This window comes from Clostridium sp. AF50-3 (genome assembly GCF_003477445.1).
GTDB classification, from domain to species: Bacteria; Bacillota; Clostridia; order Lachnospirales; family Lachnospiraceae; genus Otoolea; species Otoolea fessa.
In genome coordinates, this window is sequence record NZ_QUDH01000013.1 from 23,123 (window position 1) to 37,353 (window position 14,231).

Sequence of the window (14,231 nt, forward strand, 5' to 3'; positions counted from 1 at the left end):
TTAAAGCAGGCACTTTTGAAATAGAAAGTGCTGTGAAACAACATGGTGGTCACATATGTGTGAACAGTAAGTGAGGGTATTGCATAAGAAGGGGAATATTCATGAAAGAAAAAAAGAAATTGAGCTTGGCGACAAAGACGTTCATCGGTTTTGGCCTTGGTATTGTCATCGGACTCGTATTTGGAGAAAAAGCAACCATTGTAAAACCTCTGGGAACCATCTTTTTAAATATGATTAAAATGATTGTCGTTCCGATGGTATTCTTTTCCATCACAGCGGGAGTCGCGAGCTTAGGAGACTTGAAAAAGCTTCGGAACATTGGCGTGAAGGTGGTTGGACTGTATGCGCTGACATCTGCACTCTGTGTAGGATTAGGGCTTATCATGGCAAACATCATCAATCCAGGAAAAGGATTTGATTTAACCGCGTTATCACAATCGACTGATTATGAGGCGCAGGCGATGCCGAGTATCATTGATACGTTAATCGATATGTTCCCATCCAACATTTTCACTTCTTTTACCAACACAAATATGCTGCAGATTATCGTATTTTCGGTATTCTTAGGCGTAGCACTTATCATGATGGGAAAAGAGGGGGAACGCCTTTTAGCAGGTGTACAGAGCTGTGCCAATGCAATGTATAAAATCACAGCTATTGTTATGGAGTTTTCTCCGATTGGTGTATGTGCACTGTTAGCAGATTCAGTTGGTGCATATGGTCTGAAAATCTTTGGACCGCTCGGAAAGCTGATTCTCACGGTTTATGCTTCCGATGTAATCCTTGTTTTACTGATGTATATTCCGATGGTAGCGCTTCTGGCAAAGTTCCCGGTAAAGAAATGGCTGCAGGGTATCTGGAAAGTATGGGTTGTAACGGCCAGCACCACCAGCAGCAGCGGTTCTCTTCCGATCACAACCTCTGTTACGAATGATGAGTTTGGCGTATCTTCCGAGTTATCATCGTTCTCCCTGCCGCTTGGCGCAACCATCAACATGAATGGTGGATGTATCTACTATGCAGCAGCTATCGTAATGACGGCACAGATTTATGGAATGAACCTGACACCGTCCGCATTGGTAAACATTATTATTTCTACTGTATTAGTAGCTATGGGCTGTCCGGGTGTTCCGGGAGGCGCGATCATCATGACCACGATTCTTCTGACGAACATGGGACTTCCGCTGGAGATTGTAGGTCTGATTGCCGGTATCTTCCGACTGATTGATATGGCAAATACAACCTTTAACGTAACCGGTGATGTGGTAACTACCATGGTAGTAGCACGCAGCGAGGGCATGATGCATACGCTGGGAACTGGTGCGGAAACCGAGACGAAGGCAGCGTAAGGGCTGGAGAACAGAAAAACGGAATTCCGGCCGGCTACCAGGAAAAATAAAATATTCTTGGAAAAGTGTCAGCAGATGCGGACCAATGAGAATCTGAGAGTATATGCAGAATGAAAAGGAGATTTTATTATGGATAAATTATTCGCAAAAAGAATGGATGAACTGGTTCCGTCTGGAATCCGTAAAGTAAACGAAAAGGCGCTGGCAATGGAGCGCGCAGGAGAGACGGTCATTCACTTTGAGTTAGGGCGTCCGGATTTCGATACACCGGAATACATCAAGAATGCCTGCATCGAGGATATCAAAAAAGGCGATGTATTCTATACTTCCAACTTTGGTACCATGGAGCTGCGGGAGGCGATTGCCTGGAAATTAAAGACGCAGAACAATGTAGAGTACAAACCGACTGAGATCATCGTCAGTGTAGGTCTTTCCGAGGCAGTTTTTGATGTCATGGCAGCAATTCTCGACGAGGGCGATGAGGTTCTGGTTCCGAATCCGGGCTGGTTAAACTACTTAAATGTTCCGAAGCTTCTGGGCGCGGTTCCGATTACCTATACATTGAAAGAGGAGAATGATTACCAGATTGATCTGGATGAGATTCGTGCAAAGGTTACCCCACGGACCAAGGCACTCGTTCTTATCACTCCGAGCAATCCGACCGGCGGTGTGCTGGCAGAGGATGTGCTGAAAGAACTGGCAGAGATTGCTGTGAAGAACGATATCATGATTATATCAGATGAGGTATATGAGAGACTGTTATACGATGATGCAAAACACATCAGCATCGCCTCTCTTCCGGGCATGAAGGAGAGAACCATCACATTAAACGGCTTCTCCAAAGCATACTCCATGACCGGCTGGCGTCTCGGCTACGCAGCCTGCAGCGAAGAGATTGTCAAGACTGTCAATAAGCTGCATCAGCACGTGGTTACCTGTGCAAGTTCCTTCGTACAGAAAGCCGGCGTCGTAGCGCTGAAAGAAGAGAAGAACGAAGTAGCAGACATGGTAAAAGAGTATCAGAGACGCCGCGACTATGCAGTTAAAGCAATCAACGAGATCGACGGACTGAGCTGTCGTTGCCCGAAGGGTGCATTCTACATCTTCATCAACATCGAAAAGCTTGGCATGAGCGGCCAGGAATTTGCTCCGCTGCTTCTTGAAAATGCCAAGGTAGCAATGGTACCGGGCGATGTATTCGGAAGCGAAGGCGACCACTATATCCGTATGTCCTTTGCAAACAGCTATGAGAATGTTGTTGAGGGATGCAAGAGACTGAAGGAATTTGTGGAGAAGATTCGTAAGTAAAAGTTACTTAAAAAATTTGCTTTACGAATTGAAAGACCGAGTGAATGGTCGGAATCTGGATAAGGAAGAATAGTAGAATAAAAATTCTTCAAATGTTAAATAAATTCGACCAAGAAATGATAGAAAAATATGAAATAAAACACAGGCAGCTTCGACGGATATCGTCTAGGCTGCCTGTGTCTATTAGGGGCTGAAGTCCCATTTTGTACGTTTTGTGCAAAAATTCTAAAATATATGTAGAAACAGAATGCACAGAGAAAGAGCAAATTCTTATGCCTTAATCTTCTTTTCCTCCAGATTCCGGTAATACTCCTTCACCATATCGATAAAATCCTTCGCGTGTGGTGAAATAATGCTGTTCTTCTTATATAAAAGCAGCAGCGGCACGCTGAACGGTGGATTGTCTACGGTGAAGAATGCAAGCTGCTCCACGTGGGCAGTGTGGCGGATTCCGCCTTCCGGGAGGAAGGTGATGCCGAACCCTCTTGCCGCCAGGTTGACCGAAGTCGTACTGCTGGTGGTGTATAGGGCATCCTTTGGTTCCATATTCATCTTGGCAAAGAGGTTTTTCATGGCGTGTCCCATGACCTGATCCTCCTGCAGCAGGATGAAGCGTTCCCGGCGCAGCTTTTTCATGTCGATTGGAAGCGGATGGTCCGGAGTGCCTGCTTCCAGACCGCGGATAGCCGGATGGTCCTTGCTGGCTACCAGAAGGAGGCGCTCATTGAAGATGGTGTCATAGACGAAATCATCCAGATTGAGCGGCATATTCATCAGGGCAAAATCGATCTGATCCTCCTGTAACAGCTTGGAGAGCTGGGCAGTGTGGTGTTCACGTAAGGTGATGCGGACATCCGGGTGGCTTTCAGAGTAGCTTGGCAGGATATCCGGCAGCAGGACGGATCCGCGCCACAGCGTCATGCCGACATTCAGAGTACGGCTGCGTCCCGTTTTCAGCTCGCCGAGCTGTTCCTCAAACTGCCCGGTCAGGACTCCGACACTTTCCAGATAACGCATATAGATTTTTCCTGCCTCAGTTAGTTTGAGCGGCATATGGCTGCGATCGAAGAGCTTGACACCTAATTCCTTTTCGGTTCGTGCGATACACTGGCTTAAATATGGCTGTGACAGATATAATTTTTCAGCCGCTTTGGAAATGCTTCCCTCACGGACGGTGGTAATAAAATACTCCGGGTTTTTAATATACATTTTTCCGCCTCCATTTAGCTTAATTAGCCTTTGCTTTATAGGACTATTTTTAAATGCTTATATTATTGTAAAAAAACAATATTTATATTCTCGTTCCGGGGATGGTATTTCAAGTTGATGCGTGTTATATTATAGCCATCAGGAAAAAACAAGAGTTTTCACTTAGAAGTATCCTAATAATATATAATAATATTACAATAGCGATATGTCAAGTGAAGAACCAACCTGATTCTATACCAATCCCTTTTATGTATAAGTATTGACAGGTATCCGTTACCAGTTTATTTCTTTTTATTTATGTAAACCCTATTGCATCAACCCTCCATGTGCGGTCAGAAGCCAATGACAGCACCACAGCAGTTATCCGAAGATTCCCTCTTGGAGGATAACATGCGTTTCCACGGAATTGCTGCCGATTGGGTAACGGATTTCAAGGCAGAAGTGGAGCAAAGATTTAATAAAAAACCGTTTAGTCAGGAGTTGACCCCTCCTAGCTGGACGGTTTTTTATTGTCTGGATAAGTAGGGTGGAATAGCTTGAGCACATTATATACCCCATTTTTAACTAGGTTTTTTCAAAAACCCGCTCATTCTTGCTTGTATTTTTTTAATTTTCCTATATAATAATAAAGAACGTAGATGAAGCTTTTACCTTTATTGCTACAAACTATGTACGCAGCAAATGTTTACAGGCGGGGAGTTCCTGCCGTGAGATTCCGTGTGATACAATCACAATAAAGGCAGGCGTGCATACACTAAGAAGAAAGGCGGATTTATTAGTTATGAAACAGTTGATTTATCTGGACAATGCGGCGACAACCAAAACGCGTCCGGAAGTAGTGGAGGCAATGCTCCCGTATTTTACGGAGTATTACGGCAACCCGTCTTCCGTTTATGAATTTTCGGCAGAGCCGAAGAGAGCGATTGCACAGGCCCGCGAGACGATCGCGAAAGCGCTGGGCGCAAAGTCCAACGAGATTTACTTTACCTACGGCGGCACGGAGTCTGATAACTGGGCGCTGATTTCCACAGCAGAGGCATATCAGGCAAAGGGCAAGCACATTATCACGACCAAGATTGAGCACCATGCGATTCTGCACACCTGTGAGTACCTGGAGCAGAGAGGCTTTGAGGTTACTTATCTGGATGTAGATGAGTTCGGTGTTGTTAAATTAGACGAGCTGGAGAAGGCGATCCGTCCGGACACCATCCTAATCTCTGTTATGTTTGCAAACAATGAGATCGGTACGATTGAGCCGATCAAGGAAATTGGTGAGATTGCGAAGAAACACGGCATTTTATTCCACACCGATGCGGTACAGGCATTTTGTCATGTTCCGATCAATGTAGATGAGTGCCATATCGATATGCTCAGTTCCAGCGCCCACAAGTTAAATGGACCGAAGGGAACCGGCTTCCTTTATATCCGTACCGGATTAAAGACTCGTTCCTTCATCCACGGCGGCGCACAGGAGCGTAAACGCCGCGGCGGTACCGAGAATACGGCTGGTATCGTAGGATTCGGCAAGGCAGTTGAGATTGCGATGGCGACGATGGAAGAGCGCACAGCAAAAGAAAAAGCGATGCGTGACCACCTGATCGAGCGTGTATTAAAAGAAATTCCATTTGCACGCCTCAACGGACATCCGTCCCAGAGACTTTCCAACAATGCAAACTTTGCATTCCAGTTCATCGAGGGTGAGTCCATGCTGATCATGCTTGACATGGAAGGCATCTGTGGTTCCAGCGGTTCTGCATGTACCTCCGGATCCCTGGATCCGTCCCATGTACTTCTGGCGATCGGACTGCCGCATGAGATTGCACACGGTTCCCTGCGTCTGACCCTGTCAGCCGAGACAACCATGGAGCAGATTGATTTCACGGTAGACTGCTTAAAGAAGATTGTAGAACGTCTTCGTTCTATGTCTCCGCTGTATGAGGATTACATTAAGAAACATCCGCAGCAGTAAGATTTAGACATTTTAAGCAAAATGAACATACACAGTGAATGAAGATATAGAGAGGAAACACCCGATGTATTCAGAGAAAGTAATGGATCATTTCCAGCATCCGAGAAATGTAGGCGAGATTGAAAATGCCAGCGGTATGGGTACCGTCGGCAACGCAAAATGCGGTGATATTATGCGTATTTACCTGGATATCGATGACAACCAGATCATCCAGGATGTAAAATTTAAAACATTTGGCTGCGGTGCAGCCGTTGCGACCAGTAGCATGGCGACCGAGATGGTAAAAGGAAAAACTATCCAGGAAGCGATGGAAGTTACCAACAAAGCCGTTATGGAGGCACTGGACGGACTTCCGCCAGTTAAGGTACACTGTTCTCTGCTCGCAGAGGAGGCAATTCACGCTGCTCTCTGGGATTATGCTCAGAAGAATGGCATTGAGATCAAAGGACTCGTAAAACCGAAGACGGATATCGGCGAGGAAGACGTCGAAGAAGAGTATTGATGAAAAAGAAAAAAGTAGTAGTCGGCATGTCAGGAGGAGTTGACTCCTCCGTGGCTGCCTGGCTTTTAAAAGAACAAGGATACGATGTGATCGGCGTCACAATGCAGATCTGGCAGGATGAGACGAATGTAGAGCAGGAAGAGCACGGCGGCTGCTGTGGTCTGAGCGCTGTCGATGATGCCAGACGGGTTGCAGAACGGCTTGAGATCCCGTATTACGTGATGAACTTCAAAAAAGAGTTCAAAGAAAATGTCATGGATTACTTTGTACAGGAATATCTGGACGGGCACACACCGAATCCATGTATTGCCTGTAACCGATATGTAAAATGGGAGTCCCTTTTGCAGAGAAGTCTGGAAATTGGGGCTGATTATATTGCAACGGGACATTATGCGCGCGTGAGGAAGCTGCCGAATGGCCGCTATGCGATCTGCAAGTCTGCGACGGCGGCGAAGGATCAGACCTACGCGCTTTATAACCTGACCCAGCATCAGCTTGCACACACTTTGATGCCGGTCGGCGAATATACGAAAGACAAGATTCGAGAGATGGCGGAGGAGATTGGACTTTCGGTGGCACACAAGCCGGACAGTCAGGAGATCTGTTTCGTGCCGGACAACGATTATGCAAAATTTATCGAGGAAAATAGTAATTGCCGGATTGACGAAGGCAATTTTGTAGATAAGTACGGCAATATTTTAGGTCATCATAAAGGAATTACCCATTATACAGTGGGACAGAGAAAGGGCTTAAATCTGGCACTCGGTCATCCGGTGTTCGTGACGGAGATCCGTCCGGAGACGAACGAGGTTGTGATCGGGGAAAATGAGGATGTCTTTTCCAACTGCCTGACCTGCCGGAATCTCAACTGGATGGCGATTGAGGATCTGGGCGATCAGGAGATGCGCGTCAGTGCGAAGATTCGTTACAGCCACAAAGGGGCGCTCTGTACGATCCGCAAGATTGGCGAAGATCGGGTGGAATGCGTATTTGATGAGCCGCAGAGAGCGGCGACGCCGGGACAGGCAGTCGTTTTTTATGACGGCGAATATGTCGTAGGCGGCGGTACGATCGAATAATATAGAAATGAAAGAAGATTTTAATTGGGCAGAAATGTCTGTCGGCATCAAAGTTGTGCTGCGATGGGATTGATTGGAAACAGTGAATGCGCGGATCATGGAGAGGTTAGAATCTTCTGTAAGATTGGAGTTTTTTATAAATGGCAAGAGGAGAAAGCAGAAAAAGAAAGCCAGGCACACCGGATTACCGGAAACGTTTCTGGGCGGCGGTGACCGCGATTGTGGTCGCGGCGGGTTCCATTGGCGTAAGCCATGCGGGATTTACCCTTCCGAATCAGGCACAGAAGCAGGTGCAGATGGCGGCTGCTGAGACAGAACCGGCGGAACAGACAGCGAAGAAACAGGTGCCGAATGCGGCAAAGCGAAGTCTGGAGCTGGAAGATGCACAGGGCATTCAGGAGGCGGATGCAGCGGCGGTTGCGGACCAGAGCGAGCTGGAGAGTGACAAAACGACGGCGAGCGGCTTCCGGAGTGTCGATGAGACAGTGTATGCGACTGAGAACCTGCTCAACGTGCGTTCGGGCTGTGGAACGGAGTATGAGATTGTGACACAGCTGAATCAGGGCGACAGCGTGCAGCGCGTCGGTATCGGAGACGGCTGGAGCGAGGTGCTTTATAAGGACAAGAGCTGTTTTATCCGTTCCGAATACCTGACGACGACCGAGCCGGGCAGTGAGGAAGCGACGGTCACAGCGCAGGGGGCAGAAGCGGATGCACAGGGTGCACCGGTGTCCAACGGACGTATCGTAGCGATCGACGCGGGACATCAGGCAAAGGGCAATCCGGACAAAGAACCAGTTGGACCGGGCTCCTCGACCATGAAGGCGAAGGTGGCTTCCGGCACCGAAGGTGTATCGACGAAGCTGCCGGAATATGAGCTGACTTTATCAGTTTCGAAGAAGTTAAAACGGATTCTGGAAGAGAGAGGCTATCAGGTCGTCATGATCCGGGAGTCCAACGATGTCAACTTAAGCAATGCGGAGAGAGCGGAGATCGCCAACAAGAGCGGCGCCTCCATTTTTGTCCTGATTCATGGCAATTCGCTGGATAACACGACAGTCAACGGAACACTCTCCATGTGCCAGACGGCGACCAACCCGTACAACGGCGGGCTTCACGCGGCAAGCTATTCTCTTTCCAAGAAGATCACGGACTCTGTCTGCGCGGCAACCGGCTTCAAGAACCGCGGTGTGCAGGAGACAGACAGCATGAGCGGCATCAACTGGTGTAAGATTCCGGTTTCCATTGTCGAGATGGGCTTTATGAGCAACCCGGAAGAAGACCAGAAGATGGCACAGGATGATTATCAGGAATTGATTGCCGGGGGAATTGCGAACGGAATTGATGCGTATTATCAGTAAATAGTGAAAAAAACAGATGACAAAAGTCAAACTATCATGTATAATAGTATAGGTGTTTCGAAGAGAAACACCTAATATCTGGAGACGTAGCGAAGCGGCCGTAACGCGGCGCACTCGAAATGCGTTTGTCGGTTCATCCCGGCACGAGGGTTCGAATCCCTCCGTCTCCGCTTCCTGGGGGATCCTTGTAAATACAGGGATCCCTTATTTTATTTCATAGGAAATTGTGTCCTATGAAACAAAAAATGCTCCGCGAGGATGCGCACTTGCGCGAAGCAGAAACATGTCGCAAGCGAAAAAGAGCTGCCACGTTTTGAGTGACAGCCCTTGATTGGCAAATTTATGGATTTTTACCGTACCTTCGTATCTTCCGCATAAAACTCCGCATAAGCATCCTGCAAAGTCTTCAGCGTCTTCGGATCTTTTCCTCCGATTGGTTTACCATCGAGTTCAACGGCCTGGATGCAGAGCCCGCCGGAGCTGCTGACGATGATTTCGTCGGCGTCTGCCAGTTCCTGCATGGTAAATGGTGCCTCGCTGGTCGGGATGCCGTTTTTCTCAGCTAACATCAGCAGATGTTTTAACGTGATGCCCGGAAGAATCAGATTATCTCTCGGTGGGGTGCAGAGAACGCCGTCCTTGATGATTAAGATATTGCTGTGGGCGCATTCGGTGACGCGTTCGCCGCGGTGGAAGACCGTTTCCTGGCAGCCCTGTTCGATGCAGCGCTGGTAAGCGATGACACTTGGAATCAGGTTCAGCGTCTTGATGTTGCAGTGCAGGAAACGGGTGTCCTCCATCGAGATCAGGCGGAAAGTCTTATCAAATGGAATCAGGTCGCACGGAACAGTAAAAATCATCAGATTTGGTTTTACGGAAGCAGGTGGAAACTGATGTCCACGATAGGTAGTTCCGCGGGAACACTGCCAGTACAGCATACCGTGGTCAATCTCATTGGCATCGATGCATTTCTGCAGCTCGGCACGCAGTTCTTCACGCGACATTTCAAACGGGATTTCCAGCAGCTTGCAGCTGTTGTAGAAACGGTCGAGGTGGTCGTCTGCGGCAAAAATGTTGTTGTTTGCAAAGGTGGTGGCATCGTAGCAGCCATCTCCAAAATAAACGGCGCGGTCCAACATCGGGATTTTCATTTCCTCGAGAGGGCCGATTTCTCCATTGTAATATCCGACATATTTCATTGCATATACTTCCTTTCTATGTTGATTCGAAAATAACTCGTCAAGTGTTTACATTATACCACATCCGCCTATAAGATGAAATCTCCCACAGGCGGATGTGTTCTTATCATTACATATTTATTTGTCTTTATGTTTAATAATCTTATATCCGCCTACCAGCAGCGTCGGCAGGAGGTAGAAGAGGATAAATCCGTAAGACAGGTACGAATAGCCCTGCTCGATCAAGGTGACAACGCCGACGCGGGATAATACGAGTGCAGCGATCAGCGTGATGACCGTAATCAGACCGCGGTTTGTATCGGACAGCTTGGCAGCGCCCTTTTCCTCCATGGCAACGTCGAAACGGTCGATGATCATGTGGATGCAGCCAGTTGCCGTCTCAACCAGCGTCCAGCCCATAACGAGACTGAACAGTGCCATCAGTGCCGGTCCGCCGTTGACTGCCTTGATCATTTCCATCCACGGGGTTGTGACATCCGCGCCGACGATGGAGGTGTCACCGTAGAAGCACATCATCGCAAAGTAAGACAAAAACCACGGAATAACCATCAGAAGACCGGCGATCAGACCGGAAATAAAGGTTTCTTTCCGTTTGGTCTGGCGTGTCAGGGAGAACATGCCCATCGGGATGGAATTGATGTTGTAGGCAACATACAGGATACCGGTGTAAATGCACAGCGGAACAGTGACAGAGCCGTCGTAGGTGCTGGTGTCCATCGTGCTGAATACATGGGAAATGTTGCCGCCCTTGTTGACGAGTACCAGAATTGTAAACAGAATATAGCCGCCGTACAGTAAAATAGTACCGATCGATTCAAATTTCTCGATCATCTTGGAACCCTTAAAGTTCAGGAGTCCGCAAATCAGAACGATCACAACGGAGCCGAGAATATTCGGAAGTCCGACCTGCTCGAAAATACTTCCAGTTGCGGCTGCCATAACGGCAATCAGCAGAATCGCGATGAGGACAGTTAAAATATCCATCATCGGCCAGAGCGGTCCAATGACCTGCTTGATATAGTTTTTATAATCGTAAACCTTGTAGATCCGGCAGATCTCAAAGGTCAGGAAGGCAAACAGGGCAAAACCGATGCCGATCGTCAGTCCGGAGATCCAGCCCATTGCTCCGAATTTCGCACCGTAAGAATAAATCTCACGTCCGGTTGCATAGCCGCCGCCAATCAGAACCGATTGCAGCAGGACGCCCGGCAGAATGTACTTGGCGTATGTGCTTCGTAGAAATTTTTGAATTGTTTCATACCTTTCACTCACTTTCTTTTGTTGACTATTAAAAATTATAAAGGATGAATGAAAAACTTGCCAATAGAAAGAACAGATATTATAATAAGGGAAACTTATAACAAAACAGGAAAAGCCAGATCGAAAGCCCGTAAATTGGGCGGCATGATTCATTTTTCTGCTCGATCGAAAAGACGCGATTACATATAGGATATAGAAATGGGGAAATAAGATGAATTTAAAACAGATGGAATATTTTGTGGCGGCGGCGGAGCAGCTGAATTTTACGCGGGCGCGAAAAAATGTTTTATTTCGCAGACAGCGATGACGCTGCAGATTCAGTCGTTGGAGGAGAAGATCGGGGTGCCGCTTTTTGTGCGGGACAAGCACCATGTCGAGCTGACGGCGGCGGGAAAGGTATATCTGAACGAGGCGCGGGCGATTCTGGTCCGCGCCGAGGAGGCGGCGAAGCTCGCGCGGACGGCAGCGGAAGGCGTAGCTGGGGAGCTGACGATCGGATTTATCCGGGGATATGAGCAGAGCCGTTTTTCGGAGACGCTCAGAAGTTTTCATGAGGCGTACCCGAATATTTCGATTCATCTGCTGCGGGAAAATATGAGTGCGCTCTATGAGCTGTTAGATAATGGAACCTGCGATCTTGCGTTTAATCTGTCTCTGTACACGCAGAATTACGGGGATTTAAAGCATCGATTCCTCAAACGGTTTCCGATGATGGCGGTTCTTTATCCGGGACACACGCTGGCGGGAGAGAGCCATCTGATGTACCGTGATCTGGCGCGGGAAGACTTTATCATCATGCAGCCGCAGGGACGTTCCAACGATGAGGCGGAAGAAGTATTGATTTGTTACAATAAGGGCGGTTTTATACCGAATATCGTGGCGCGTGAACGGGAGGTACAGACGGTGCTTCTGGAGGTGTCAGCGGGATTTGGCGTGGCGATTCTCCCGGAATATGCCGTCCGCCATTATCGGAATGCGCGGAATCTGGTAGTGGTTCCGCTTCTCCGCGCGGACGGCAGCCGGAAGAACTTGATTTTGAGATCGCATGGCGTCAGAGCAACCCGAATCCGGCGATTGAAAAGCTGCTGCAGTGGGTGGAGACGCATGAGTACGTGGAGTAAGTAATTGGTTTTAAGATAATTAGTAAAAATAAAAACGGGCATATCGCAGAGTCTTTGTTTGAAGGGATTCAAGAATCTTGCGGTATGCCTGTTTTTGGATGGATGATAAGATTTTTAGTAAAATGGGAAAATAACCGTCAGCATCCACTTAAATGCCTCTGGCGCAAACACCGCGTGCGGCTTTTTCGCCGGCATGACGAGCACTTCACCGGCATGAACGAGATGCTCAACGCCGTCAACGGTAAAACGTCCGGTGCCTTCCAGAACCGTTACCATCGCATCGCCGGTGGAATCGTGGGTGGAGATCTCCTCGCCCTTTGCGAATGCGAACAGGGTAACGCTGACCGCCTCATTCTGCGCCAGTGTCTTGCTGACGATCTGACCGTCTTCGGCATTTACCAGACTGGTTAAAGTCTGAACTTTTTCATGGGTGATGTTTTTGATATATGGGTATTCCATGGTGTTCCTCCTCCATAATAAAAGATTTATAGTTGTTTATAATGTGCAGATTCTCAGAAAAAGGGTTAATCTAAGATCCTTCCATCAATCGAAATCGTCGTCACCTGCCACGGAATGAATTTTCCGCTTGCCTGCAGGGCTTTTTTCACGGCGTGCTCGATACCGCCGCAGCACGGAACCTCCATGCGGACAACGGTCACGCTCTTGATGTCGTTGCTGCGGATGATTTCGGTCAGCTTTTCGGAGTAGTCGATGCTGTCAAGCTTTGGACATCCGATCAAAGTTATTTTACCATGGATAAAGTCCTGATGGAAGCGGCTGTATGCGTAAGCGGTACAGTCGGCAGCGACCAAAAGTTTGGCACCGTCGAAATACGGGGCGCGGATCGGGGCTAATTTGATCTGAACTGGCCAGTTGGACAGAACGCTTATTGGGGTGTTTTCTGAATGGTCACAAGCAGCGGATTCAGAAAAATTGTCATGTGTGATAGCGGAAGCAGCACTGCCAGGACCGCCTGTGGATGTGGCTGCTGAGGATGCATGGGAAGCAGCTGTGTCAGGACGTTTCAGAAAACGGCTCATGGATCCAGGACATCCGCCAAATGCCGGTGTCGCCGGTTTTGCTTCGGAACGTGCGGATGTGTTTGCCGCTGCGTTTGCCTCTAATACCTGCTTTGCTTTGCGTGCTGCCATGTGGACCTGGACTGCCGCCTCATCGTAAGCCGCCGCCTCGCGCTCGACAAAGGAGATCGCGCCAGTCGGACAGGCTGGCAGACAGTCGCCCAGGCCGTCACAATAATCATCTTTTAAAAGGGTTGCTTTACCGTCCACCATGCCGATCGCGCCCTCATGACAGGCGGAAGCGCAGAGACCGCAGCCGTTGCATTTTTTCTGATCAATTTCTACAATTCTTCGTACCATATAAATTCCTCGTCTTTCTTATTCATGTGCATCTGACCGATCTTCATACATGAAAGGATGAGATATGTCAGAATATCTATTTTGATTTTTTTGTTTTCTTAAGTACATGATAAGTATAATCGTCCGGCATAGAAAAGTCCGTTGTTTTTACAACATTTTTGAAAAGTTATAGACGCTTGAATGCTTGATGGACGTCTGCCGAATGTATTACTGGGCACGTATGCGTGAACAGTAACCTGAATGCCTATCGGGTAGCTGGCGAGAGCTGTTATCCTCCCTTTACTTTCCCATATCCATGTACTATAATTAATACTTATATAGCCTGATGATGCAAAGCTGGATTGATAAGATTCAGCGAGGGCAGTTCGATGTGATTTGGTGGAACTGGTTGAATAAGTCATTTGACAGAGTGATCGGGCGGATGGGAATTATTAGAGTTTTAAAGAGGATTCATAGAGATAAAAATAGAAATAGAAAAGGAAAGAAAATCGGAGA

At 47.9% G+C, this 14,231-nt stretch carries 12 protein-coding genes and 1 tRNA gene; 8 read left to right on the forward strand and 5 right to left on the reverse strand.

Going from position 1 to position 14,231, the window contains the following annotated elements; genetic code table 11:
• Positions 1–101: 101 nt before the first annotated feature.
• Positions 102–1,349, forward strand: coding sequence for a dicarboxylate/amino acid:cation symporter (locus tag DW085_RS13575; RefSeq protein ID WP_107001268.1), 1,248 nt, complete (start codon positions 102–104; stop codon positions 1,347–1,349).
• 129 nt (positions 1,350–1,478) lie between these two features.
• A complete protein-coding gene (locus DW085_RS13580; RefSeq protein WP_107001267.1) occupies positions 1,479–2,657 on the forward strand; it encodes a pyridoxal phosphate-dependent aminotransferase in 1,179 nt (392 codons plus the stop codon).
• A gap of 270 nt (positions 2,658–2,927) precedes the next feature.
• Here DW085_RS13580 and DW085_RS13585 read toward each other — a convergent pair whose 3' ends face one another.
• On the reverse strand, positions 2,928–3,866 hold the full coding sequence (locus DW085_RS13585) for a LysR family transcriptional regulator (protein ID WP_107001266.1): 939 nt from the start codon (positions 3,864–3,866) through the stop codon (positions 2,928–2,930).
• Between the two features lie 781 nt (positions 3,867–4,647).
• Here DW085_RS13585 and nifS point away from each other — a divergent pair.
• The 5 genes from nifS (at position 4,648) to DW085_RS13610 (ending at position 8,947) form a co-directional block, all read left to right on the forward strand.
• Positions 4,648–5,835 carry a cysteine desulfurase NifS gene (gene nifS / locus DW085_RS13590; RefSeq protein WP_022358754.1) on the forward strand — a complete coding sequence of 396 codons (1,188 nt, stop codon included), beginning with the start codon at positions 4,648–4,650 and terminating at the stop codon, positions 5,833–5,835.
• Between the two features lie 64 nt (positions 5,836–5,899).
• Positions 5,900–6,337, forward strand: coding sequence for a Fe-S cluster assembly scaffold protein NifU (gene nifU, locus DW085_RS13595; protein WP_022358753.1), 438 nt, complete (start codon positions 5,900–5,902; stop codon positions 6,335–6,337).
• Complete coding sequence (gene mnmA / locus DW085_RS13600; RefSeq protein ID WP_118493206.1) at positions 6,337–7,416, forward strand: tRNA 2-thiouridine(34) synthase MnmA; 1,080 nt, start codon at positions 6,337–6,339, stop codon at positions 7,414–7,416. Before nifU ends, mnmA begins: the two co-directional genes overlap by 1 nt.
• 140 nt (positions 7,417–7,556) lie before the next feature.
• Entirely contained in the window at positions 7,557–8,777 is a 1,221-nt protein-coding gene (locus DW085_RS13605; RefSeq protein ID WP_118493208.1) for an N-acetylmuramoyl-L-alanine amidase, read from the forward strand.
• 80 nt (positions 8,778–8,857) lie between these two features.
• Positions 8,858–8,947 (forward strand) — tRNA-Ser (locus tag DW085_RS13610).
• A gap of 180 nt (positions 8,948–9,127) precedes the next feature.
• Here the strand turns inward: DW085_RS13610 and DW085_RS13615 are convergent.
• Positions 9,128–9,976, reverse strand: a complete 849-nt coding sequence (locus DW085_RS13615; protein WP_107001264.1) for an aminotransferase class IV — start codon at positions 9,974–9,976, stop codon at positions 9,128–9,130.
• Positions 9,977–10,093: 117 nt separating this feature from the next.
• Positions 10,094–11,248, reverse strand: coding sequence for a hypothetical protein (locus DW085_RS13620; RefSeq protein ID WP_243034033.1), 1,155 nt, complete (start codon positions 11,246–11,248; stop codon positions 10,094–10,096).
• Positions 11,249–11,467: 219 nt separating this feature from the next.
• Between DW085_RS13620 and DW085_RS13625 the strand changes: the two genes are divergently transcribed.
• Positions 11,468–12,361, forward strand: a complete 894-nt coding sequence (locus tag DW085_RS13625; protein ID WP_284525747.1) for a LysR family transcriptional regulator — start codon at positions 11,468–11,470, stop codon at positions 12,359–12,361.
• 110 nt (positions 12,362–12,471) lie between these two features.
• On the opposite strand, the gene DW085_RS13630 is transcribed toward DW085_RS13625, so the two are convergent.
• Together DW085_RS13630 and DW085_RS13635 are read right to left on the reverse strand one after the other, a co-directional pair.
• The gene (locus tag DW085_RS13630; RefSeq protein WP_118493210.1) at positions 12,472–12,816 is read right to left on the reverse strand and encodes a cupin domain-containing protein; all 345 of its coding nucleotides are present in this window, start codon (positions 12,814–12,816) and stop codon (positions 12,472–12,474) included.
• 65 nt (positions 12,817–12,881) lie between these two features.
• On the reverse strand, positions 12,882–13,736 hold the full coding sequence (locus DW085_RS13635) for a 4Fe-4S binding protein (protein WP_118493212.1): 855 nt from the start codon (positions 13,734–13,736) through the stop codon (positions 12,882–12,884).
• Positions 13,737–14,231: the final 495 nt, after the last annotated feature.